The 22,507-nt window shown below is 33.1% G+C and carries 27 protein-coding genes; 17 read left to right on the top strand and 10 right to left on the bottom strand.

Annotated features, from left to right (window positions below):
* Positions 1–27: 27 nt before the first annotated feature.
* From cobA to BM319_RS20185, 7 genes are all read right to left on the bottom strand, one after another.
* Complete coding sequence (cobA, locus tag BM319_RS20215) at positions 28–813, bottom strand: uroporphyrinogen-III C-methyltransferase (protein WP_069034100.1); 786 nt, start codon at positions 811–813, stop codon at positions 28–30.
* A gap of 16 nt (positions 814–829) precedes the next feature.
* On the bottom strand, positions 830–1,048 hold the full coding sequence (locus BM319_RS20210) for a DUF3906 family protein (protein WP_069034099.1): 219 nt from the start codon (positions 1,046–1,048) through the stop codon (positions 830–832).
* Between the two features lie 16 nt (positions 1,049–1,064).
* Entirely contained in the window at positions 1,065–2,687 is a 1,623-nt protein-coding gene (locus BM319_RS20205; RefSeq protein ID WP_069034098.1) for a nitrite/sulfite reductase, read from the bottom strand.
* Between the two features lie 11 nt (positions 2,688–2,698).
* Entirely contained in the window at positions 2,699–3,295 is a 597-nt protein-coding gene (gene cysC, locus BM319_RS20200; protein WP_091024410.1) for an adenylyl-sulfate kinase, read from the bottom strand.
* A gap of 12 nt (positions 3,296–3,307) precedes the next feature.
* Positions 3,308–4,459: a sulfate adenylyltransferase gene (gene sat, locus BM319_RS20195; protein ID WP_091024408.1), complete on the bottom strand. Its 1,152-nt coding sequence runs from the start codon at positions 4,457–4,459 to the stop codon at positions 3,308–3,310.
* Positions 4,460–4,538: 79 nt separating this feature from the next.
* Entirely contained in the window at positions 4,539–5,240 is a 702-nt protein-coding gene (locus BM319_RS20190; RefSeq protein WP_069034095.1) for a phosphoadenylyl-sulfate reductase, read from the bottom strand.
* A gap of 122 nt (positions 5,241–5,362) precedes the next feature.
* Positions 5,363–5,506, bottom strand: a complete 144-nt coding sequence (locus tag BM319_RS20185; protein WP_056475111.1) for a YezD family protein — start codon at positions 5,504–5,506, stop codon at positions 5,363–5,365.
* A gap of 339 nt (positions 5,507–5,845) precedes the next feature.
* Here BM319_RS20185 and BM319_RS20180 point away from each other — a divergent pair, with 339 nt between their 5' ends.
* From BM319_RS20180 to BM319_RS20170, 3 genes are all read left to right on the top strand, one after another.
* Positions 5,846–6,271, top strand: coding sequence for a divergent PAP2 family protein (locus BM319_RS20180; protein WP_069034094.1), 426 nt, complete (start codon positions 5,846–5,848; stop codon positions 6,269–6,271).
* A gap of 239 nt (positions 6,272–6,510) precedes the next feature.
* Positions 6,511–8,742: an MMPL family transporter gene (locus BM319_RS20175; protein WP_091024406.1), complete on the top strand. Its 2,232-nt coding sequence runs from the start codon at positions 6,511–6,513 to the stop codon at positions 8,740–8,742.
* Between the two features lie 163 nt (positions 8,743–8,905).
* Positions 8,906–9,541: a peptidylprolyl isomerase gene (locus BM319_RS20170; RefSeq protein WP_091024405.1), complete on the top strand. Its 636-nt coding sequence runs from the start codon at positions 8,906–8,908 to the stop codon at positions 9,539–9,541.
* Between the two features lie 53 nt (positions 9,542–9,594).
* Here the strand turns inward: BM319_RS20170 and BM319_RS20165 are convergent, their stop codons facing one another.
* A complete protein-coding gene (locus BM319_RS20165; RefSeq protein ID WP_084006937.1) occupies positions 9,595–9,918 on the bottom strand; it encodes a rhodanese-like domain-containing protein in 324 nt (107 codons plus the stop codon).
* A gap of 175 nt (positions 9,919–10,093) precedes the next feature.
* On the opposite strand from BM319_RS20165, the gene lipM reads away from it, so the two are divergent.
* The 3 genes from lipM (at position 10,094) to mntR (ending at position 13,074) form a co-directional block, all read left to right on the top strand.
* The gene (lipM, locus tag BM319_RS20160; RefSeq protein WP_091024404.1) at positions 10,094–10,927 is read left to right on the top strand and encodes an octanoyltransferase LipM; all 834 of its coding nucleotides are present in this window, start codon (positions 10,094–10,096) and stop codon (positions 10,925–10,927) included.
* Between the two features lie 502 nt (positions 10,928–11,429).
* Positions 11,430–12,455 (top strand): spore photoproduct lyase, encoded by a 1,026-nt coding sequence (splB, locus tag BM319_RS20155; RefSeq protein ID WP_091024436.1) that lies wholly within the window; start codon positions 11,430–11,432, stop codon positions 12,453–12,455.
* Between the two features lie 181 nt (positions 12,456–12,636).
* Entirely contained in the window at positions 12,637–13,074 is a 438-nt protein-coding gene (gene mntR, locus BM319_RS20150; RefSeq protein ID WP_069034089.1) for a transcriptional regulator MntR, read from the top strand.
* Between the two features lie 11 nt (positions 13,075–13,085).
* Here the strand turns inward: mntR and BM319_RS20145 are convergent, their stop codons facing one another.
* Positions 13,086–13,481 (bottom strand): SA1362 family protein, encoded by a 396-nt coding sequence (locus tag BM319_RS20145; RefSeq protein WP_069034088.1) that lies wholly within the window; start codon positions 13,479–13,481, stop codon positions 13,086–13,088.
* A gap of 110 nt (positions 13,482–13,591) precedes the next feature.
* Complete coding sequence (locus tag BM319_RS20140) at positions 13,592–14,521, bottom strand: DUF1385 domain-containing protein (protein ID WP_069034087.1); 930 nt, start codon at positions 14,519–14,521, stop codon at positions 13,592–13,594.
* A gap of 206 nt (positions 14,522–14,727) precedes the next feature.
* Between BM319_RS20140 and BM319_RS20135 the strand changes: the two genes are divergently transcribed.
* The 11 genes from BM319_RS20135 (at position 14,728) to spoIIIAE (ending at position 22,503) form a co-directional block, all read left to right on the top strand.
* Entirely contained in the window at positions 14,728–15,345 is a 618-nt protein-coding gene (locus BM319_RS20135; protein WP_084006912.1) for a YqhR family membrane protein, read from the top strand.
* 88 nt (positions 15,346–15,433) lie between these two features.
* A complete protein-coding gene (aroQ, locus tag BM319_RS20130; RefSeq protein ID WP_069034086.1) occupies positions 15,434–15,892 on the top strand; it encodes a type II 3-dehydroquinate dehydratase in 459 nt (152 codons plus the stop codon).
* Positions 15,879–16,940 (top strand): M24 family metallopeptidase, encoded by a 1,062-nt coding sequence (locus BM319_RS20125; protein ID WP_091024402.1) that lies wholly within the window; start codon positions 15,879–15,881, stop codon positions 16,938–16,940. The genes aroQ and BM319_RS20125 overlap by 14 nt, the downstream gene beginning before the upstream one ends.
* A gap of 150 nt (positions 16,941–17,090) precedes the next feature.
* Positions 17,091–17,654: an elongation factor P gene (gene efp, locus BM319_RS20120; RefSeq protein ID WP_069034084.1), complete on the top strand. Its 564-nt coding sequence runs from the start codon at positions 17,091–17,093 to the stop codon at positions 17,652–17,654.
* Between the two features lie 81 nt (positions 17,655–17,735).
* The gene (locus tag BM319_RS20115) at positions 17,736–18,224 is read left to right on the top strand and encodes a DUF456 domain-containing protein (protein ID WP_069034083.1); all 489 of its coding nucleotides are present in this window, start codon (positions 17,736–17,738) and stop codon (positions 18,222–18,224) included.
* Positions 18,225–18,948: 724 nt separating this feature from the next.
* On the top strand, positions 18,949–19,230 hold the full coding sequence (locus tag BM319_RS20110) for a YqhV family protein (RefSeq protein WP_025672203.1): 282 nt from the start codon (positions 18,949–18,951) through the stop codon (positions 19,228–19,230).
* A gap of 16 nt (positions 19,231–19,246) precedes the next feature.
* Complete coding sequence (gene spoIIIAA / locus BM319_RS20105; RefSeq protein WP_091024400.1) at positions 19,247–20,167, top strand: stage III sporulation protein AA; 921 nt, start codon at positions 19,247–19,249, stop codon at positions 20,165–20,167.
* Positions 20,168–20,680, top strand: coding sequence for a stage III sporulation protein SpoIIIAB (spoIIIAB, locus tag BM319_RS20100; RefSeq protein WP_069034081.1), 513 nt, complete (start codon positions 20,168–20,170; stop codon positions 20,678–20,680).
* A gap of 12 nt (positions 20,681–20,692) precedes the next feature.
* Positions 20,693–20,896, top strand: coding sequence for a stage III sporulation protein AC (gene spoIIIAC / locus BM319_RS20095; protein WP_088072847.1), 204 nt, complete (start codon positions 20,693–20,695; stop codon positions 20,894–20,896).
* A gap of 26 nt (positions 20,897–20,922) precedes the next feature.
* The gene (gene spoIIIAD / locus BM319_RS20090; protein WP_069034314.1) at positions 20,923–21,312 is read left to right on the top strand and encodes a stage III sporulation protein AD; all 390 of its coding nucleotides are present in this window, start codon (positions 20,923–20,925) and stop codon (positions 21,310–21,312) included.
* Positions 21,313–21,333: 21 nt separating this feature from the next.
* A complete protein-coding gene (gene spoIIIAE / locus BM319_RS20085; protein ID WP_069034080.1) occupies positions 21,334–22,503 on the top strand; it encodes a stage III sporulation protein AE in 1,170 nt (389 codons plus the stop codon).
* Positions 22,504–22,507: the final 4 nt, after the last annotated feature.

Below are 22,507 nucleotides of genomic sequence, written 5' to 3'. Positions count from 1 at the left end.
GCACCTCATTCCATTTTAAGAGAGAATTTATAGACTTGAATAATTAATGTTTTTATGTTCTGTGATCGAGTTATAGTTAGTCTCAAACCATTGTAATTGATGGTGTAATTTAACTACTTCTCCTACGATGATCATGCTAGGATTAGTTATTTTTTCTTTTTCAACATCTGATATTACATTTTTTAATGTACTAATGATTGTTCGCTGTTGTTCAGTCGTACCATAATGAATTAGGGCAACGGGGGTGTCTTGATGTTTTCCATTTGAAATTAGTTGATGACGAATATACGGTAAGTTATTAACTCCCATATAAATTGCTAGTGTGTCAATGCCTTTTGCTAAAGAGGCCCATTTAACCGTATCCTCTTCTTTGCAATGACCTGTTACAAAAGCAAAGGAACTACTATAATCACGATGGGTGACAGGGATACCAGCATAAGCTGGAGCTGCTATACCTGATGTAATGCCAGGAATGATTTCAAAGGAGACACCACGCTCAACAAGATAAGTTGCTTCTTCGCCACCACGACCAAAAATGAAAGGATCTCCACCTTTTAATCGAACTACATTTTTTCCTTTTTTTGCATACTTTACTAAGAAAGCATTTATTGTTTCTTGTTTTAATGCATGGTAGTTTGGGAGTTTACCAGCGTATATTAACTCGACGGATTCTTTTGCATACTCTAATAGTTCCTTATTAACTAGTCGGTCATATATAATGACATCTGCATTTTGAATGCACTTTAGTCCTTTAACTGTAATTAGATCAACATCCCCTGGTCCAGCACCAACTAAATAAACTTTTCCAATCATTCCACACACCTCATCATCATCGTTTACTTAAAACTTCTAAATCTAAAACAAATCCACCACTTTGACTAACTTTCTTTTTTTCATACATCAGTAGTTCTTTAACGTTCGGTTTTTTAACATAAAACTTTTCAAGTTCTGTATCAACTAGTTTAAATGCTTTTTCATCATCATTTGCTAATATTACAATTGGAACGATACGGCTTTCGATTGTTGCTTCAAATCGATATAAAAACATATGTCACCGACTTTCTTTAAGATGCATTGACCGTTTCAAGAATGGAAGTTAAATAGGTTTGTAATTGTTCAATTCCAACTCTTGATACATAATCTAAAAATGTTTCTGAAGGTAGTTTATTTTCGCTAAAGTGCTGCAAGAATTTTTCTAATACTAGGTGTAGGGCAGGGGACTCAACCTTCCCTTTTAATTTTTCATTTAATTTACCACCGTTGGCTAATGTACCACCTACATATATTTCAAAAGCCTCTACTAATTCTTTTTTCTCATTACGTGCCTTAATTCCTTGAAGTCCTATATCAGCGATTGCTCTTTGACCACAAGAGTTAGGGCAGCCAACCATATGAATTCTAACAGGTACATCTAAAGTGATTTTTTCATCTAAATAAGAAGCTGTATCCTTCATACGAGCCTTCGTTTCGACTAAAGCTAAATTGCAGTATTCACTTCCAGTACAAGCAACAGAATAACCAATAAATTTTGGCGGTATTGGTGTGAATTTTTCAAGTATTGGTTCTTTCAATAATTCATCAATATTTTCAGTTGGAATATTTGGCAAAATTAAATTTTGTGAATTACAATTACGTATTTCACCATTACCGTATTTTTTAACAATTCTAGCTAACTCAAAAACTTCCTTAGAATGCAATCTACCAACAGGTATACTTAATCCAACATAATTTAATCCTTCTTGCTTTTGTGGTTGAACCCCATAAAAATAGCCTGCATTCCATGACTCTTCAAAGCCAGATCCTTTTGTTAATAGCTTACCTGTATATCCCTCTAAAACTTCTTTAAACTTTTCAACGCCCCAATCAGCGACTAAAAACTTTAAACGGGAGTGATGGCGTTTTTCACGGTAGCCATAATCTCTAAAGATTGTTGTAACGGCGATTGCAACTTCTTTCACTTGATGTGGCAACAAGAATACATCCAGTTCTTGAGCTAAGTGTGGAGCGGAAGATAGCCCACCACCAACTTTTATATGGAAACCAGACGTTTCTTTGCCGTTAATTTCTTTAATAGCCGGAATAAATGAAATACAGTTAATTTCTGCATTTGACGCATTATTTTTATTTGTACTGATCGACATTTTATATTTTCTAGGTAGATTAGAGAATTCTTCATTAAACTGAAAAAATTCATAAACTTCTTTTACAATAGGTGTAGTATCAAATAATTCATTTGGATCGATCCCTGCGAGTGGATTTCCAACGATATTACGTGTAATATCACCACACGCACCAGCACTAGATAGACCAACCTTTTCTAAACGAGTGAAAATATCTGGTATTTGATCAATTGTTAACCAATGAAATTGGATCGCTTGTCGAGTTGTAATATCATATACATCTCGACCATAATCACGAGCGATTTCTGCTAATGTTATAAGCTGTTCATGTGTTAATATGCCAGACGGAACATTAACTCGCATCATAAAATATCCGGCTTCTTTTGGTTTTTGTAAATAGCATCCAGCCCACTTGAATAAATCCCATTGATCTTTTGGAATTGATTCAAATCCATTTTCAGCATAGTAGGGGATGTCATCATAAATTTTAAGTCCATCCTTAACGAGTTTCTTTTTTTCAGTTTCATTTAACTTAAGATTGTCTTTCCAAATTTTTTCAAATGCCATCGAACATCACCTTACCTAATATAATTTTTACTCTTTAAAAATTGAAGTATTGTTTCAACACATTCTTGTACAGATTGCTTATCAGTATTTAATGTAATTTCTGGATTAATTGGTGCCTCATACGGAGAGCTGATGCCCGTAAAGTTTTGAATTTCACCATTTTTTGCTTTTTTATAAAGTCCTTTCGGATCTCTACTCTCACAAGTTTCAACGGAGCATTCTACGTAAACTTCAATAAACTCGTTTTGTTCGACTAATGACCGAACGATATTTCGATCAGCAATAAATGGGGAGATAAAAGCCGTTAAGACAATTTGCCCGTTATCTACAAAGAGTTTCGCTACTTCACCAATTCGTCTTATGTTTTCAGTTCTGTCAAAATCAGTGAATCCTAGATCTTTATTTAAGCCGTGACGAATATTATCACCATCTAATACGTATTGTTGAACATTAAGATGGTATAAAGCTTTTGCAATCTCGTTAGCAATTGTCGATTTACCTGAAGCAGATAAACCAGTAAACCATAAAATACAGCTGTGGTGATTGTTTTTTTGACGACGGTCTTCTTTTGAAATACTAGCCTGATGCCAAACGATATTTTTAGACATTTAACTTTTCTCCTATTCTACAGAAATTGATTCAGGTTCTTTTAAACCTTCTATTAATACTTCAACAACTTCTTTTCTACTAAAAGCAGAAGGAGGAACTTCGCCATTTTTTAGCATTTCACGAACCTTCGTACCTGATAATGTTACGTGATGCTCACTACCATGCGGGCATGTTTTTGTAGATGCCATATTCTCGCATTTTGAGCAATAGAAACTATTTTCAAAGAATAGGAGAGAGATTCCTAATTCATCTTGTGAAAACTTTTGAAAGATTTTTTGAGCATCATAAGTTCCGTAATAATTACCAACTCCAGCATGATCACGCCCTACTATAAAATGTGTGCAGCCGTAATTTTTTCTAACAATCGAATGGAACACAGCTTCTCTTGGTCCTGCATATCGCATAGCGGCAGGGAATACGGCTAAAAATACACGATCTGTAGGATAATAGTTTTGGAGTAATACTTTATAGCTTTTCATTCGGACTTCTGCAGGAATATCGTCCGATTTTGTCTCTCCAACTAATGGGTTTAAGAACAAACCATCCACAATTTCAAGTGCGGTTTTCTGAATATATTCATGGGCACGATGAACTGGATTACGTGTTTGAAACCCAACTATTTTCTTCCAATTTAATGATGCAAATTTTTCTCTCGTTTCTTTTGGACTTAAATAATGTTCAGTGAATTGAGTACGATTAATTTGTCTAATAACAGTTACTTCTCCACCTAAATAAACATCACCACGGGAATACATTTTTGCTACTCCAGGGTGGTTTGTGTCAGTAGTACCGTAAACAAATTGTGCCTCAAGTAATTTGTTAGGTGTATAAATATCGTCAATCTTTAACAAGCCATAAACATTATTTTCCCAAGTTAGTTTAACTAGTTCACCTAGTTTTAGATTGCTAGCTATTTGACCACTAACAGGAAGGGTAATTGGAATACTCCATACAGTCCCATCTTTTAATCTCATTGTGCTAACGACTTGCTCATAATCATCCTTGCCTAAATAACCAGTTAGCGGACTATAAGCTCCATTTCCAATTAACTCTAGATCACTTAACGCAATTAAATCTAAAGGAATTTCCTTCAAACCATCTTTAATCGTAACTTCTGGATTAAATCGATTAATTAAGACTCCGCCATGAGGGGGTAAACTCATTTCTAAACACTCCTTAAATTTTCCTATATTAATAGTTAGTGAGAATAAAATTTCATTTTTTAGCATCTAATATAGACAACTAATCATGTAATCCGCATTCAGTTTTTTGTGAACCAGACCAACGACCAGAGCGACTATCCGAAGAATTTGAAGCAGGTAATGTACATACCTCACAACCAATACTTGGGTACCCTATATCGTGTAATGGATTGTATGGGAGATTTTTGTAATATACATATCGCCAAACTTCCTTCCAAGTCCAATGGATTAAGGGACAAACTTTAATTGAGCTGAACTTATTATCTAGATTAAGAAATTCAGTTTTTTGTCTTGAAGGAGATTGTTCCCTTCTTAAGCCTGACACCCAGGCTGGAGCACCTTTTAGAGCTTCTTGAAGTGGTAAGATTTTGCGAATATTACAGCACTTATTCGGTTCACGCTTCCATAACTCATCTCCATGAATACTTGCTTGCTCTTCTAAAGTCAGACTAGGTGTTTTCTTTTCTATTTGTAAGCTTGGATATTTAGCTTGTACGCGGTCTATTAATTCATAAGTTTCCTTGAAATGTAGGCCAGTCTCTAAGAAAACAACCTTTGCATCAGGTTTTACTTTTGAAATTAAATCAATTAATAAGATTCCCTCAACCCCAAAGCTACAAGCATAAATTAGGCCATCACCATAGGTTTTGTAAGCCCACTCTAGTACTTCAAGTGCACCTTTTGTTTCATTATCAATCGAAAAGTCAGGAATATTTTTCTCGTTCCAATTTTCAAATCTCATTTTCATTTCCTCCAATTGACTAAAGAAGCCAAGTTATCCTAAAAAGAAAAGGCAGCCCAAATCTACATTTTTCATACGTAGACTTGAGCTGCCTCTAGTTTTTCTAGTCAGCAGGAACATATTTACTTTAATCGTATTTTTTCTTGCTTTTCTACTTGAATAATTCTCCCATCTTGAACGACTAATGTGATTGTTCCAAATCTTAAACCATTAAGTAACGATTCCACGACCTCAATGATGGGTTTTAAGTCGTTGGTTTGGCTCATGAGCTTCCTCCTAGAATTTAATTACAACTAAGTCTATCAGAATTATATGGATTGTCAATTTCAAAAATGATAATTTATTAAAAATTTATATATTTCTTAATTTTGTATTATGTGATAGGAGGTCTCCAATATATGTAAAATATATGGAAATTATTAGTAAAAACCATTATGATAAAATAAATCAGTGAACTAATATTATTGATACAAAAGTAAAACTCTGTTTTACAATTTAATATTTAACAAAAATTATTTTGTTCTTATAAGCTATTAATGAATATACAATTATTTAAGATAGATAATAATGGAATAACAATTAGTTACACCTAAAAGGAGGTCCTTTTGACGATACTTCATAACGAACCATTAATTTCAGCTGTTATAGCGTGGTTTATTGCGCAGTTTTTAAAGGTCATTATCCATTTATTTAAAGAAAAAGAATTTGATATATCTAAGTTTTTTGCTTCTGGAGGTATGCCAAGTTCACATTCCTCAACAGTAACTGGATTAGCATTAAGTGTTGGATTAACAGAAGGTTTTGGAAATGTTACTTTCGCAATCTCAGCAATTTTTGCTACGATTATTATGTATGATGCTTCAGGTGTAAGATTGGCGGTTAGTAAACATGCAAAGTTATTAAATGATTTTTTTCATGGAAGAATTAAAAATTATAAAGCATTAAATGAACTAGTAGGTCATACTTCATATGAAGTTGTTGTTGGAGCATTAATTGGCATCATCATTGCAATTATAGTTTCAAAATTTTAACGCTCTAATATAAATCAATTGATTTATATTATGGGCGTTTTTTTACACATTGAGAAAAGATCAATTGTCATTGAGGTAGTCATTTCAACGGGATGGCAACTACCCCTTGTGTCTTAGCCTTAAGACTTGTACTCAGAGAGTTTTCTTTCTCTATTTTCTGACTAATAATATAAATCAATAGGCGAATTTACATCAGTTTGATAAGATATTGGTAGGATATGTAAATAAGGAGTGGAAGAATGAAAAGTACAGTAAGTGAAAATAGTGCTTGGAAAAAGGTGGGTCGATCGATTTATCAATTACGATATATTGTTATTGCAATTTTAGCAATCTTTTCAATCATTCTAGGTATTTATTCGAAGCATTTACCTGGCATTTTAGATGGAGATGGTTTTAGGACACCTGGAGAGTATGAAAAAGCTAAGAATGTGCTAGAAAAAGAATTTGAACAATCGCCAGATTCACTCATCATTATACTTGAGCGGAAAAAAGGTGCCTCTAACGCCGAATTCCAATCTGATATTGAACGGATTGTGAAGGAAGTTCAAAAGGAAAAGAATATAAAACAATTCCATCACCCTCTACTGAATCCGGGGATGAAAAAGGATAATATTGCCTACTTATCTCTTTTATTCAATGAGAAGGATCACGATAAACTTGTTGATCTAAACAATAAATTTGCAAAAAAAGTAGAGTCTTTTTCAAATGATACGGTAAAGGTAGGAACAACAGGGTTTACAATCATTAGTGATGTAATGAATAAAACTAGTCAAGAAGACTTAAAGAAAGCAGAAATGATTGGTGTACCGATTGCGTTTATCGTTCTATTTTTTGCATTTGGAAGCTTAGTAGCATCTGCGATTCCAATTATAATCGGTATGATTAGTATTTTAAGTACTTTTGGAATTTTATTCTTTATAGGTAAGCATGTTGAGTTATCAATCTTTGTCTTAAATGTAGCACCGATGATTGGATTAGCGTTATCAATTGATTTTGCCTTATTATTCGTAAGCCGTTATAAGACTGAATTACAGAATCATTCATCAGTAAAAGAAGCAATTAGTATAACGTTTGCAACTGCAGGTAGAGCGATTATTTTTTCTGGTATTTGTGTATTTATTGGATTATCAGCTCTGTACTTCATAAATATTGATCTATTTAGAAGTGTCGCAATAAGTGGAGCAGTTGTGGTCTTAGTTAGTTTATTTTTATCATTAACTCTATTACCAGCAGTACTTTCAGCTCTTGGTAAAAATATTAATAAAGGTACGTTAAAATCAATAGCGAATCGAAGCCAAGACCAACAACAAGCCGTTTGGAGAAAATTTGCAAATTTCGTTATGAAAAGACCAATCATCATGGCACTAACATCATTAATCATTTTAGGTCTTTTCGTCATTCCAATTAGGGATGTGCACCTAAATATACCTACAATTGATGCATTACCAAAGGATGCAACGTCGAGAATTAATTATGAAAAATATCAAAAAGCTTTTCTTCCGGAAGCTCAAACACATGGAACAATCTCAATTGTACTAGAATCCAATACTGATTTTTTAAAACAAAATAATGTAAACGCATTAGATAAGATACAAAAAAAGCTTGAAGATGACAAAAATGTTTATGAAGTTAAAAGTGTGTTGAATGCTGTTAATTTAAATGCTCAACAATTATTACCTGCTTTAAAATCTCCAAACGCATCAAAAATTCAGCCTGCGATTGATGCCTATATTAAAAAGAATAAAACTTATATTCAAGTATTCTTGAATTCTGATCCTAAATCAGAAAAAGGGAAACAATGGGTAAGAGATTTTGAAGATAAATACAATGGGAAAATTGAAGGGCTTGATTATACTGTCGGTGGTCAAGTGAAATTTGAACAAGAATTATTTGATGAGATTACAGATAATATTGTATATGGTTTACTTGTGATTATGGTTAGTACTTTTGTCATATTAATGATTGCATTTAGGTCGATTATCATTCCAATCAAAGCGATCTTAATGAATGTATTATCTTTAAGTGCAACGTTTGGAATCATTACTTGGTTATTCCAAGGTGGTAATTTTGGCTTGCCTCAATCTGATATTATGTTGATTTTGCCAGTGTTTGTCTTTGGATTAGTGTTTGGTTTAAGTATGGACTATGAAGTATTTTTAATGTCGAGAATGCAAGAGCTATACTATGAATCGGGAGATAATACTTATTCAACAAGAGAGGGCTTAGTATCGACGAGCCGTATTATTACATCAGCGGCATCTATTATGATTGTTATTACAGGAGCATTTGCTTTTACGGATATGGTACCTGTTAAACAGATGGGAATCGGGATTGCTATAGCCATTTTCTTGGATGCTACAATCGTTCGCTTAGTTTTAGTTCCTAGCTTAATGCAGTTATTTGGAAAATGGAATTGGTGGTTTCCATTTGCAAAAAATAAAATTGAGGAACCATCTAAACGAGTTGGATAAATGAATGAAAAGAAACTGTTATTTATTTTATATTTGAATAGCAGTTTTTGTCTGTTTATGTGAATTAACTGGATCTGTGTAAAAATTCCCAATTTTTCGAAACTATAGAAAATACATGGTCAAATTTGGTAAACTAAAAAATGAAAGAGGGGGAGAAGGAAAAATGTTAAAAAGATCGATTAGGGCAATTTTGATAAGCTGTCTTGTATTAACAATCAGCTTATTAGCAGCATGTAGTAACAATAATGAAAAATCTGCAAATGGTAAAAAACATGTGAAATTACCAATAGCAACAATAAAAGTTAAGGATTACGGTGTTATTAAAGCTGAATTATATCCTAATATTGCACCGAATACAGTAGATAATTTTATAACACTTGCAAACAAAGGATTTTATAATGGATTAACATTCCATCGAGTTGTTAGAGACTTCGTAATTCAAGGTGGCGACCCTGAGGGAACTGGTGGCGGTGGTCCAGGATATGCAATTAATGGAGAATTTACATCAAACGGCTTTAAAAACAACTTAAAACATACAACAGGTGTTCTATCTATGGCACGAACTGGTGATCCAAATAGTGCAGGAAGTCAATTTTTCATAATGGCAAACGATACACCTGATCTTGATGGGCAATATGCTTCATTTGGTAAAGTGACAGAAGGAATCGATATTGTTAAGAAAATTGACGCAGTTGAAGTAGATTCAATGGAAAAACCAGTTACTCCAGTAATCATCGAGTCCATAAAGGTCGATACAAAAGGCGAGAAATACGCTAAACCAAAAACTCATAAAGAATAAAACACAAAAAACTACTTCACAAAAATGAAGTAGTTTTTTCAATTAAATGTGGATTATAAACCTTTTTTTATTTTACCAGACCAAAGTTTGTAGCCGCCTTTAAGTTGGTAAAGTTCTGTAACACCTTGTTTACGTAAAATACGTGCAGCTTGTCCTGGACGAACGCCCATTTGATCATATAAATATACTGCTTGATCTTTACGAATTTCTTTTGAACGCGTTTTTAATTGTGCGAACGGAATATTACGAGCACCTAATATATGGCCGTTCTTAAAATCTTCTTGATCACGTAAGTCAATTAGCTGAGCTTTACGGTAGCCAGCACGAAATTCTTCCTCAGTTAACGTTTTAATTAAACGTTTTTGGTAGAAATACATAACTGTTGAGTATACAATGATACCTAGTACGACAAAAATTATTGGTAAAAACTGACTCAAATTTTTCAACACCTTTCAATTACCTACTTATCTTATTATAATTCTCTAGTAGGATTGTGCAAGAAACTTTCATTAAAAAAGTAAAAATTTATCGAAAAATGAGGAGATTTTCAACATGACAAAGACAAAGTGGAATTTTATTAATAGCGGAGTAAAATCAGGTAGCTATAATATGGCTCTTGATGAATGCTTAATCAAGTGGCAAAGTGAAGAAGGTTTTCTTCCAACACTGCGTTTCTATGAATGGGAAAATCCTACTGTAACAATCGGATATTTCCAAAAAAACCAAGAAATAAGTTTAGAAGCGTTAAAAAAATACAATGGTGATTTCGTAAGACGCCAAACTGGTGGAAGAAGCGTACTTCATCATGATGAATTAACTTATAGCGTAATTGTTCCAGAAAGCTACCCTAATATGCCTGTATCTGTTACAAAAGCATATCGAGTGATTTCAATGGGAATTTTAGAAGGGTACAAGCTACTTGGTTTAGATGCATCTTTTTCTGTACCAAAAACTGCAGAAGAAAAAAATGAACTAAAAAACCCAGCAAGTGCTGTATGTTTTGATGCGCCATCATGGTATGAAGTAGTTGTTAATGATAAAAAAATTGCTGGAAGTGCTCAAACGAGACAAAAGGGCTCAATTCTTCAGCACGGTTCAATTCCTTTAAATATCGATGTTGACATGTTATATGACTTATATATCTTCTCTTCAGACGCAGTAAGAGAAAGAATGAAAAAACGATTCTTAGATCGTGCAACATGGATCAATGCAGAAAGTACTACTCCTAAAACAATGGCTGACCTTTATGAAGCATTTGAAAAAGGCTTCGAAATTGGCTTAGATATCGAGTTAGTGCCTTATGAATTAACAGAGGCTCAGGAGAAGGAAGTACAGGAATTAGCTGCTACTAAATATGGTACTGAGGAATGGAACTTACGTAAGTAGTTTTTTATTGAAAGCCAAGCCTTTTTGGCTTTCTTTTTTTTGTATTGAGTTTGTGGGGAGAGATGGTTATAAATTAGAAGTGTAAATAAAAGAGGAAATTTAGAAGTGCAATTTAAAAGAGGCGAAAGTGCAATTAAAATTCGAAAAACGCAATTAAAAAAGGCAAAAGTGCAATTAAAATACGAAAACCGCAAATAAATCAAAAATATACCAATACGACTATGGGTATCCCAGCAGGGTTTAAGTATAATATAAGTCATTATTAACGCAAAATTTTAATGAAACCGCCGATCTGCAGCGTAATTCAATAAAAAAGTTAATCTCTTACAAATAAATCCATCCTTTTTTTGCAGATCAAGCAATAAAAATACCCTCATTCCGTTCAATTTTAGGCATCAAGAAAAAATAAAGGAGCATCACAAGAGAACTTCCTACCTTTTCCACTGATTTAATTATGATTGGAGTTAATACTAAACAAAAAAGTGGAGAAGGAGTAGATTATATGAAGCCTTTTATACCAAAGCTTGTTTATTTCGAGCCCCAAGCTTTAGAGTATTCGTTAGGAAAGGAGCTAAAGGAGAAATTTGAGCAGATGGGTCTAGAAATAAGAGAAACAACATCCCATAATCAAATTCGAAATTTACCTGGTGAAAATGATGTGGAAAAATATCGAATCGCTAAGTCAACTTTAGTAGTTGGGTTGCGTAAGACATTAAAGTTTGAAACATCTAAACCTTCAGCGGAATATGCGATTCCTCTTGCTACAGGCTGTATGGGGCATTGTCATTATTGTTACTTACAAACAACACTTGGTTCCAAGCCCTATATACGGGTATATGTAAATTTAGAAGATATTTTTGAGCAAGCACAGAAATATATAAAGGAACGCGAGCCTGAGATTACACGGTTTGAGGCTGCGTGTACTTCTGATATAGTTGGAATAGATTATTTAACACATTCTCTTAAGAAAACGATTGAATTTATTGGTGAAACAGAATACGGTCGTTTACGATTTGTAACGAAATTTCCACATGTAGACCATTTACTTGATGCAAAGCATAATGGAAAAACAACATTTAGATTCAGTATTAATTCTAGGTATGTTATCAAAAACTTCGAACCTGGAACTGGTTCATTTGATGAAAGAATAGAAGCCGCAAAAAAAGTAGCATATGCAGGATATCCATTTGGTTTTATTGTTGCACCTATTTATATGCATGAAGATTGGGAAGAGGGCTATGAGGAGCTTTTTATTCGATTAAAGGATGCTTTAGGTGAATTGGCAAATGAAAATATGACGTTCGAGCTTATACAGCATCGTTTTACTAAGCCTGCCAAAAAAGTGATTTTACAGAGATATCCTAATACTAAACTTGAAATGGATGAAGAGAAAAGGAAATATAAATGGGGCAAATATGGAATTGGAAAATATGTTTATCAAAAAGAAGAGGCTGCTTCAATTGAAGAGACTATTTCGGGTTATATAAAAAAGTATTTTCCTAATGGAGAAATTCAATATTTTACATAATGAAGTGTATCTATTTTTTAGGTACACTCTTATTATTTTCATCATACTCTTATACAGAATGACGTTCTCTTATCATTTAAATGAGTTCATGTTAATTGCACTTTTGGTTTATGTGGTGTATCATTTTATTGATGCTTATTGTGACGGAATAAAGTTTGAATGAGTGTATTGGAGGAAGAACATGCCCACACCTAGTATGGAAGATTATATTGAACAAATTTACCTTTTAATTGAAGATAAAGGGTATGCTCGTGTATCTGATATTGCTGAAGCATTATCTGTACACCCATCGTCAGTAACCAAAATGGTGCAAAAACTAGATAAAGACGATTACTTAATTTATGAAAAATATAGAGGATTAATCCTAACACAAAAAGGTAAAAAAATGGGAAAAAGACTTGTCTATCGCCATGTATTACTTGAGCAATTCTTAAGAATTATTGGTGTAGATGAAAACTTAATTTATCAAGATGTTGAAGGAATGGAACATCATATGAGTTGGGAAGCGATTGATCGAATTGGAGAACTAGTTCAGTTCTTTGAAGAAGATAAAAATCGAATCGAAGCATTAAAAGATATTCAAAAGTCTAATGAAGCCCAATCGAATTCAAATAATTAAAAAGACCGTGCTTAGTAGGAAGCACGGTCTTTCTTTTTGCCCTTTTCACCCTCAATCACAGTTAAGTGACTTGCATCCTTTGATCGTTTTTTTAACAAAGGAGTGGAGGTACTTTTTCTTGAAGTGGGCTTTGATTTGTTAATCGATTTTTTAAACGAGCTAGATTTTTGAGTGTTATATTTTTTTATAGTTTGTTTTGCAGCCTTACGATAGGAGTCTTGTTGGCCTCTTTGACTGTTTGAAGATGTAAAAACTCTATAAATAAAATAAATAATTAAAAGGATTAATCCAATAAACAAAAATCGTTGTAATAATTTTGCTGGATCGTTTATCAACTGAGCAATTAAGCCAAAAAGTGCTAATGCTATAATTCCATAAAATATTGATGTGTACACTTTTTGATTCACTTTAAGCACCTCCTATGGTGAAGAGTAAATAATGTATTAGAAAAATATTGTTTCTTATAGTTTATTACATTTTATCCAATAAGTTGATATTTTTTATAAAATTCTGTCAATTAATTCTTGTTATTTTTTTCCACTTCTAAAAGTCGGTTAAATGAAGCGATTGAGACTTCAACTTGATCATCAGTTGGTTCTTTCGTTGTTAATAATTGAAGCCATAATCCAGGGTAACCTACCCATCTTAATATAGGAACATTTCGAACTTTATTTGTTAATTGGAGAACTTCGAACGAAACACCTATAACGACTGGAATTAATAAAAGTCGATCGACAATTCTTAGCCATAGTGGGCTAGTTGGAACTAAGAAGTATATGAACATACCAACTATTACAGTAAATAGGATAAAGCTACTTCCACAACGATAATGTAGTCTAGATTGTGATTGGACTCCTTCAATCGTTAAAGGAATATTATTTTCATATGCATTAATCACTTTATGCTCGGCACCGTGATACATAAACACTCTTTTTATAAATGGAGTCAATGAAACTAAGTAAATATAAATTAATAAAAAACCTAGTTTTAAGATACTTTCTATTACGACTTGTTGAAAATCGGTTTCAAATATTGGTTTCAATGTTGCTGCTAGTAGTACCGGTACAAGTGTAAAAATAACTTTTCCAACTATAAATGATAAAACGGCTAGTAATGAAAGTCCGAGATAAGTTGCAAGTGTACCTTTTTGTTTTTCACGCTCAATTGCAATTTTCTCATCATCTTTTGGATCAATTCCATATCTTTCAGTTGAGTAATTTAAATGCTTAGATCCATTAATACTTGCTTGTATAATCGCGACTACACCACGGACAAAAGGAATTTTCTTTAATTTTTGCATTGTCCGATTTATATGTATCGGTTCTTCATAATATTGAATTTCTTCATTTGTCCTGCGGATAGCAGAGACTGTATGTGTTTTGCCACCAAACATTACGCCCTCTACGATTGCTTGACCCCCATAAACTGCTTTATTTTTCTCTCTCATGTTGCACCAACCTAAACTTGTTTTTTATCTATTACTATCTATTGTAAATGTAAGCATAATAATGGTGCAAGTAAGAAGTAGGAAAATCTAAATAATAATCATAATATTTTTAATTTTCTAATAAAAATTCAGAATCACATTAAAAATTTCTTAGTTGGACATAATACTCAGAGATATTTAGCAATGTATGGAAAGGGAAATGTTAAATGCAGGAAAAAGATAAAGAACAAGAAAAAAATCAAGATCAGGTTCAAGAACAAGAAAAAGGTATACAGGATCAAGAAAATAATCAAAACCAAGATCAAAATCAGAGTAAAAGCCAAAATGAATACCTAGTCCAAGGTGGCGATGGTGATTCAAAAGGGAATAAGAACTTTAATAAGATTGTAAGTATTGGGTTTTTTGGTGGCATATTTTGGTCTTCAGTTTTGTTAGTTCTTAGTTATTTTGACTTTACTCAAATTGGTCCAAATTTTGTTTTAGAAAGAATCAAACTTGGAAAATGGGCAAATGGTTATGTTGAAAACTTAATTTCTATAGTTGGAATAGGCATTATTTCAATCATTATTGCATTTGTATTTTATTTTATCGGTAGAAAATTTAACGGAGTTCTGCCAGGTATATTTTTTGGATTGCTCCTTTGGGTTATTGTTTTTATTCTTCTAGGTAAAATAGCATTCGATTTAAAAGCAATTAAGGATTACTCATCTGATACGACAGTTACTACAATCTGTTTATTCATTTTATACGGAACTTTTATTGCATATTCTGTTTCTTTTGCATTTCAAGAGCAAAAGGCATATTTGCGTGGCTATTCAAAATAGTCTGGCCTATGATAAAATAAACCTTGGGTATTCCAAGATATGTGTATTTGGGATAAATATGCCGAAATGATGGGTGGAGACTTTTAAAATGGCTAAGTTTTTATTATTGAATGGACCTAATCTAAATATGCTCGGTCAGAGAGAAGTTTCTATCTATGGTTCAACTACATTAAAGGATATTGAGGATCATTTATCATCGCTTGCACATGAAGATGGGGATACGATTGATTGCTTTCAATCGAATCATGAAGGTGAACTAATTGATCAGCTGCATGCGGCAAATAATGTCTATGATGGGATTCTATTTAATCCTGGCGCATTTACTCATTATAGTTATGCAATTCGTGATGCAATTGCAAGTATTACCGTACCAACTATTGAAGTACACATTTCAAATATACATAAAAGAGAAGAGTTCAGACATACTTCAGTTTTAGCTGCAGTAACTGTAGGGCAAATCGTTGGTTTAGGTGTGTATGGATATGATTTAGGTTTAAGTGCGTTAAAAAAGATTAGTAGGGGAGAGAAAAACAATGGAAAAAATTAAAAAGTTACGTGAAGCTTTAATAGAAAAAGGATTAGATGCTTTATTAGTTACTAGTACATACAACAGACGTTACATGACGAACTTTACAGGTTCTGCTGGTGTTGCTTTAATTACACAGGACAAAGCTTTATTCATTACTGATTTCCGCTACATTGAACAAGCTACTAGCCAATGTGAAGGTTATGAGATTGCTAAACATGAAGGTTCAATTCCAGCTGAAGTTGCAGCTTTAACAGAGAAATTTGGCGTAGCAAAACTTGGATTTGAGCAAGATCATGTTACGTTTACAGAATTTGGTTCTTACCGCAAAGTGGTAAAAGCAGAATTAGTTCCTGTAAGCGGATTAATTGAAAAATTACGCTTAATTAAAACGGATGCAGAGATTTCAATCATTAAGGAAGCTGCTAAAATTGCAGAATCTGCTTTTGATCATATTTTAGGATTTATCCGTCCAGGTGTTACTGAATTAGAAGTATCGAATGAGTTAGAATTTTTTATGCGTAAATTAGGTGCTACTTCATCATCATTTGATACAATCGTTGCTTCTGGTACTCGTTCTGCTCTTCCTCACGGTGTAGCATCAGAAAAAGTAATTGAAACAGGTGATTTTGTAACGTTAGATTTTGGAGCATACTATAAAGGTTATGTATCAGATATGACTAGAACAGTTTCTGTAGGTGAGCCTCATTCTGATTTGAAGAAAATTTATGATATCGTTCTTGAAGCTCAATTACGTGGTGTTAACGGGATTAAAGCAGGTATTACAGGTAAAGAAGCTGATGCTTTAACACGTGATTATATTACTGAAAAAGGTTATGGAGAATATTATGGACATGGAACTGGCCATGGTATTGGTCTAGAAGTACATGAGGGACCTGGCGTATCATTCCGTTCTGATACAGTATTAGAGCCAAATATGATCGTAACTTGTGAACCAGGTATTTATATTCCAAATCTAGGTGGAGTTCGTATAGAAGACGATTTAATCGTTAAAACTGGTGGTAACGAAAACTTAATGTCTTCACCAAAAAATCTAATCATTTTATAAGTTTTCATTAGATTAGAAATTAGAACTACACAAAAAGCGTATTTTACTTTATGATATAAAGTTGTAAAAGAAATTCATGGTAAGAGAAATGGTTCTTTTTTTACACAATACATACTTATAGAACCATTTCATTTTTTAGGAGGATATTTAATGATTTCAGTAAACGATTTTCGTACAGGTTTAACAATTGAAACTGACGGTGGACTTTGGCAAGTAATGGATTTCCAACACGTTAAACCGGGTAAAGGTGCTGCATTCGTACGTTCAAAACTTCGTAACCTACGTACAGGTGCTGTACAAGAAAAAACATTCCGTGCTGGTGAGAAAGTAGCGAAAGCTCATATTCAAAACCGTAAAATGCAATATTTATATGCTAATGGTAACCAACATGTATTCATGGACAATGAGTCATATGAGCAAATTGAATTACCAGAAGCAAATATTGAGCGTGAATTAAAATTCCTTAAAGAAAATATGGAAGTTTATATCATGACGTTTGAAAGTGAAATTTTAGGTGTTGAATTACCAAACACAGTTGACCTAAAAGTAGTTGAAACTGAGCCAGGTATTAAAGGTGATACTGCTTCTAACGTTACAAAACCAGCTACAATGGAAACTGGTTTAGTAGTACAAGTACCAATCTTCATTAATGAAGGCGAAGTATTAATCATTAACACAACTGAAGCTAGCTACGTTTCACGTGCAAAATCTTAATTTAATGTAAAAATGGGGGCACTAATTTAAATAGTGTCTCTTTTTTTCTATTAACCAATTTAAATAAGTAAGGGTGATTAAATGGTTACATCAATTGTTCTTTGGACATTGATTATCATTTGTTTTGCATTGGCGTTTATTGCGCTAATCAAACCAATAATTCCAGGTGTACCAGTATTATGGGTGGGCTTTTTAATTTATTACTTTGGTATTAATAAAAGTAATTTAAATATGTCGTTTTGGATTATTATGCTAATTTTTACAGCTGTTATTTTTCTAGCGGATATTCTAGCTAATAAATACTTTCTAAAAAAATATGGCAGTACAAAAACTGGTGAAAGAGTAGGTTGTTTAGCTGTAATCGTAGGATCGTTTGTTTTTCCTCCCTTTGGCTTAATTATCGTCCCATTCATTTCTGTTTTTATTGCTGAGAAATTACAAGGGAAGAATACGAAAGAGTCAATAAAATCTGCATGGGCGACAGTTGTCTCTTTTATTAGTAGCTCATTAGCAAAAGCGGTATTGCAAGTTATTATGGTAATAATCTTTTTTGTTTATATTATATTTTAATTAGTATTAGAATCTTTTATTTAAACAACGAAGAAAGAAATTTTTAATTTAATTGACAAGTTTGTCTTTCAACAGCGTGAGAGAGAGAAGTTATACGACTTCTCTCTCAGAATGTTAAAAAATAAAATGGTCAATATGGAAAACGGACATTAAATTCAACTTATTTATAATGAAATTATCATTTTTTGGATCATTTATTAATGGTTTTAAATGTTAATATTTTGAGCTATTTCATGATTTCAAAAATCACTAGTAGTGAATTTCAGAAGTTAAAATTACTATGGACTAATTTTTAGAATAACAAATTCAAGAATAAGTTCTAATTAATGTTCGATATTTATTGACCTAAACAATAGTAGGTTACTCTAAGTAAAGGCTTTTTGATTAGAATTTATTGCAGACTTTTTTCGATGAATAAGTTGATTGGAACGGAGGGCTGCTCGACTCCTATGGGATTAGCGGGAAGGCTAAAGACCCCGCAGGCTTGCCGAGGAGGCTCAGGTCTCGCCCCATGGAAAGCGAGCATCCTGTAGTGGAAATCAGCATCACTCTACTCCTTTTGCGAAAATATGATAATTTAATTGAAGAGGTTGTTTTTCAACAACGAGAGAGAGAAGTTATATGACTTCTCTCTTTTTTTGTGCCTTCGAATTAATGTTTGTCTTCTGAAATGGACATGTTCAGCATATTAGTAATAAAAACGAATGAAAAAAGGTGTGTAGCTATGAAGGATTGGATTGATTCAATGGATCGAGCAGTTCTAAGTATGGGAATGCTCAGAGTTTTTGGTGGAAGTGTTGAATTGATTGCTGCTTTTACAATTTTGTATTTAAACGACATTAAGAAAGCATTAGCAGTAAATAGTGTTTTGGCAACTGTCGGACCGATTATCCTCATTTCAACAATGGCTATTGGAATTATAGGTGTTGCATCTAAATTAGACCCTATTCGATTAGTTTTAGTTGTTTGTGGTGTGTTTTTAATATTGTTGGCAGTTTTTAAATGATAGGATGTGACCTTTTATGGAAGAGGTTTTCAACGTATTGCCTTCATTAATTAAAGAAAAGTTACAGCGTTCATATGGAGACTTACATCAAGTTGAGGAGTTAAGGTTAAGAATTGGGCGTCCGGTTGAAGTGATTTCTAATAATCAGTCAAATTTTATTCCTTATATCCTAACAGAAGAAGAAGGCGCTCAGATTCTTGGGAAGTTAAGTCAATTTTCAATTTATACAATTGAGGAAGAATTGAAAAAAGGCTATATCACAATTAAAGGTGGGCATCGAGTCGGGTTAGCTGGTCGCGTTGTTACCGAAAACGGAATGGTTAAAATGATTCGAGATATTAGTTCATATAATTTTCGTATTGCAAAAGAAAAAGTAGGAATAGCTAGTCCATTTGTAAAGTATGTTTATGAAGGAAGATGGAAAAACACTATGCTGATTGGCCCACCTCAAGCAGGGAAAACCACATTACTGAGGGATTTTGCTAGAGTGGTGAGTCAAGGCGATGCCATAAGAGGAATAAGACCTGGGAAGGTTGGCATTGTTGACGAACGATCTGAGATAGCGGGTTCAGTTAAAGGGGTTCCTCAATATACATTTGGTGAAAGAATCGATGTATTAGATGCATGTCCTAAGGCTGAAGGAATGATGATGCTTGTAAGGTCGATGAGTCCTCATGTCATTCTTGTAGACGAAATTGGAAAAAAGGAAGATGTCGATGCAATTTTAGAAGCGATTTTTGCCGGTGTTCAATTAATAGTGACCGTCCATGGCTATTCTCTTGAGGAAATTAGAAAACGTCCTTCTCTTTTGCCTTTGTTCCAAAATGGGACATTTGAACGATTTATTGAAATTTCAAATTTTCCTTCACCAGGTACTGTAACGGATATTAAAAATAAGGATTTTACAAGTTTATTTCATCCAAGGGCGGTGCTTTAGATGAGATGGATTGGAGCACTTATTATCATTTTTTCAACAAGCTGGCTTGGATTTTATTTTGCAGGTAGATTATCAGAACGAACAAAAGAATTAAGGGGCTGGAAATTGGCGCTTCAATCTCTTGAGGCAGAGGTAATGTACAGTCAATTGCCACTGCAAGAAGCGTTTAGAAGAATTTCGAGTCAATTGAAAGGACCAATTAATAGTTGTTTAAAGGATTTTGCAATTCAACTTGAAACGAGTGCATTTTCAGCGAAAGAAGCCTGGGAAAATTCATTAATGAAATATGCAAAAACTGTCTCGATTAAAGAGTCTGACATACAAGTGTTATTACAATTTGGTGAGACAATTGGTATGCATGATAAATATTCACAACAAAAACAAATCATTTTAGCATTAAAGCATTTGGAAAGGGAAGAGCAAGAAGCAATCGATTCACAGGGTAGTTATGAACGAATGTCTAAAATGCTAGGTGTTTTGAGTGGAATCTTAATCGTTATATTACTCTTGTAGGAGGAATTTAAATTGATTACAAATTATGCGCTGATGTTTCAAATTGCTGGGATTGGAGTAATTGCTGCAATTATTCATGCGGTCTTAAAAAAAGCCGGACAGGAAGAGTTTGCTACTTGGACGATTATTACTGCATTCATTATCGTATTTCTTCAAGTTATCACTAAAGCTGGAGATCTATTTAATAAAGTTAGGGATGTATTTCTATTTCATTAGATTAGGGGTGAGAGTCTTTGGAAATCATCCAAATTGTTGGTATTGGTTTAGCTGCTACATTTGTCATTCTTCTATTAAATCAATTTAAAATGAATAATTTTACTTTAGCAATAACTGTTTTTATAAGCTGTGTTTTGTTTTTATTTTTATTAGATAAGGTGCAGTTCTTATTAGATCAAATTCAAAAACTAGCAAATCAAGCTAGTATTAAAAATGTGTATGTTGAAACTTTATTAAAAATAATTGGGATCGCATACATAGCTGAATTTGGAGTTCAAATTACGAAAGATGCAGGCCAAGGGGCAATTGCTTCCAAGATTGAATTAGGGGGCAAAGTACTCATTTTGGTTCTTGCAGTACCGATTTTAACAGCCTTAATTGAAACAATTTTAAGTTTTTTACCAAAAATTTCTTAAGTGTAAGGGGAGGAGGACATTATGTCAAAAAGGATGAAAGTTTTTCTTCTTTTCTTTACTCTCTTTTTTTTAGTACCAAGAATTGTACAAGCTGCTCCTCCACCTGCTGAAATAGTAAATGAACAAATACAAAAGTTAGGAATTGATGACGTTCAACAATATTGGGATGAAGTTGTTCATCAATATGGTGGTTTTTTACCAGAAAGTCAAAAAGGAGACTTTATCCAATTTATAAAGGGAGAAAAGAAATTTTCATTACAAGAGTGGTTTATTGCATTTGCTAAATATATATTTTTTGAGTTATTAAGTAATGGGAAAATATTAGGGATCTTAATTATGTTAGTTATTTTTAGCTCTTTACTCCAATCATTACAAAATGCATTTGAGAAGAGTACGGTCAGTAAGATCGCTGATAATGTGGTTTTTCTAGTACTTGTAGTGTTTGCATTAAATAGTTTCTATGTTGCAACGCAGGCCACCCAAGATGCAATTACAGTTATGATTGATTTTTTACGAGCACTAATTCCTATTTTACTAGCTTTGATTGCAACATCAGGTGGTGTTATTTCTGTTGGCGTTTTCCATCCAATTTTAATTTTTTTAATGCATACAAGTGGATTACTAGTGACGTATTTTGTACTACCTTTAATTCTTGTATCTACAATTTTAAGTATTGTAAGCATTATAAATGATGAGTTAAAGGTGACGAAACTAGCTTCTTTAATAAGAAATGTTGCTGTAGGTGTCCTAGGAATCTTTTTAACTATTTTTTTAGGTGTATTAAGTGTACAAGGTTTGACGACTGCAGTTTCGGATGGGGTAGCAGTAAAAACAGCAAAATTTGTAACAAGTAATTTTGTTCCGGTTGTTGGTAAAGTTTTTGCAGACGTTACAGATACAGTTATTAGTGCGTCTTTATTATTAAAAAATACTGTTGGGATAGTAGGTTTAGTTACTTTACTAGCAATCGTTGTATTCCCAGCTATTAAAATATTAGTTTTAGCTTTAATTTATAAATTCTCAGCGGCGATTTTACAACCAGTTGGAAGTAAAAATATCATTAGCACAATTGATACGATCGGAAAAAGTGTAACTTATTTATTTGTTTGTTTATCAATTGTTTCATTAATGTTTTTCTTAAGTATGACTTTAATAATAGCGGCAGGAAACATTGTCGTCATGTTTAGGTAGGTGA

The organism is Bacillus sp. UNCCL81 (assembly GCF_900112535.1).
Taxonomy (GTDB): Bacteria; Bacillota; Bacilli; order Bacillales; family Bacillaceae_G; genus Gottfriedia; species Gottfriedia luciferensis_B.
Note: the sequence above shows the minus strand (reverse complement) of the source record. Positions and strands in the feature narration are given on the sequence as shown.

Bases quoted from the DNA above. Each gene is read 5' to 3' on its own strand.
- cobA (WP_069034100.1), bottom strand. From the start codon at position 813: ATGATTGGAAAAGTTTATTTAGTTGGTGCTGGACCAGGGGATGTTGAT.
- BM319_RS20210 (WP_069034099.1), bottom strand. From the start codon at position 1,048: ATGTTTTTATATCGATTTGAAGCAACAATCGAAAGCCGTATCGTTCCA.
- BM319_RS20205 (WP_069034098.1), bottom strand. From the start codon at position 2,687: ATGGCATTTGAAAAAATTTGGAAAGACAATCTTAAGTTAAATGAAACT.
- cysC (WP_091024410.1), bottom strand. From the start codon at position 3,295: ATGTCTAAAAATATCGTTTGGCATCAGGCTAGTATTTCAAAAGAAGAC.
- sat (WP_091024408.1), bottom strand. From the start codon at position 4,459: ATGAGTTTACCCCCTCATGGCGGAGTCTTAATTAATCGATTTAATCCA.
- BM319_RS20190 (WP_069034095.1), bottom strand. From the start codon at position 5,240: ATGAGATTTGAAAATTGGAACGAGAAAAATATTCCTGACTTTTCGATT.
- BM319_RS20185 (WP_056475111.1), bottom strand. From the start codon at position 5,506: ATGAGCCAAACCAACGACTTAAAACCCATCATTGAGGTCGTGGAATCG.
- BM319_RS20175 (WP_091024406.1), top strand. From the start codon at position 6,511: ATGAAAAGTACAGTAAGTGAAAATAGTGCTTGGAAAAAGGTGGGTCGA.
- BM319_RS20170 (WP_091024405.1), top strand. From the start codon at position 8,906: ATGTTAAAAAGATCGATTAGGGCAATTTTGATAAGCTGTCTTGTATTA.
- BM319_RS20165 (WP_084006937.1), bottom strand. From the start codon at position 9,918: ATGTATTTCTACCAAAAACGTTTAATTAAAACGTTAACTGAGGAAGAA.
- lipM (WP_091024404.1), top strand. From the start codon at position 10,094: ATGACAAAGACAAAGTGGAATTTTATTAATAGCGGAGTAAAATCAGGT.
- splB (WP_091024436.1), top strand. From the start codon at position 11,430: ATGAAGCCTTTTATACCAAAGCTTGTTTATTTCGAGCCCCAAGCTTTA.
- mntR (WP_069034089.1), top strand. From the start codon at position 12,637: ATGCCCACACCTAGTATGGAAGATTATATTGAACAAATTTACCTTTTA.
- BM319_RS20140 (WP_069034087.1), bottom strand. From the start codon at position 14,521: ATGAGAGAGAAAAATAAAGCAGTTTATGGGGGTCAAGCAATCGTAGAG.
- BM319_RS20135 (WP_084006912.1), top strand. From the start codon at position 14,728: ATGCAGGAAAAAGATAAAGAACAAGAAAAAAATCAAGATCAGGTTCAA.
- aroQ (WP_069034086.1), top strand. From the start codon at position 15,434: ATGGCTAAGTTTTTATTATTGAATGGACCTAATCTAAATATGCTCGGT.
- BM319_RS20125 (WP_091024402.1), top strand. From the start codon at position 15,879: ATGGAAAAAATTAAAAAGTTACGTGAAGCTTTAATAGAAAAAGGATTA.
- efp (WP_069034084.1), top strand. From the start codon at position 17,091: ATGATTTCAGTAAACGATTTTCGTACAGGTTTAACAATTGAAACTGAC.
- BM319_RS20115 (WP_069034083.1), top strand. From the start codon at position 17,736: ATGGTTACATCAATTGTTCTTTGGACATTGATTATCATTTGTTTTGCA.
- BM319_RS20110 (WP_025672203.1), top strand. From the start codon at position 18,949: ATGAAGGATTGGATTGATTCAATGGATCGAGCAGTTCTAAGTATGGGA.
- spoIIIAA (WP_091024400.1), top strand. From the start codon at position 19,247: ATGGAAGAGGTTTTCAACGTATTGCCTTCATTAATTAAAGAAAAGTTA.
- spoIIIAB (WP_069034081.1), top strand. From the start codon at position 20,168: ATGAGATGGATTGGAGCACTTATTATCATTTTTTCAACAAGCTGGCTT.
- spoIIIAE (WP_069034080.1), top strand. From the start codon at position 21,334: ATGTCAAAAAGGATGAAAGTTTTTCTTCTTTTCTTTACTCTCTTTTTT.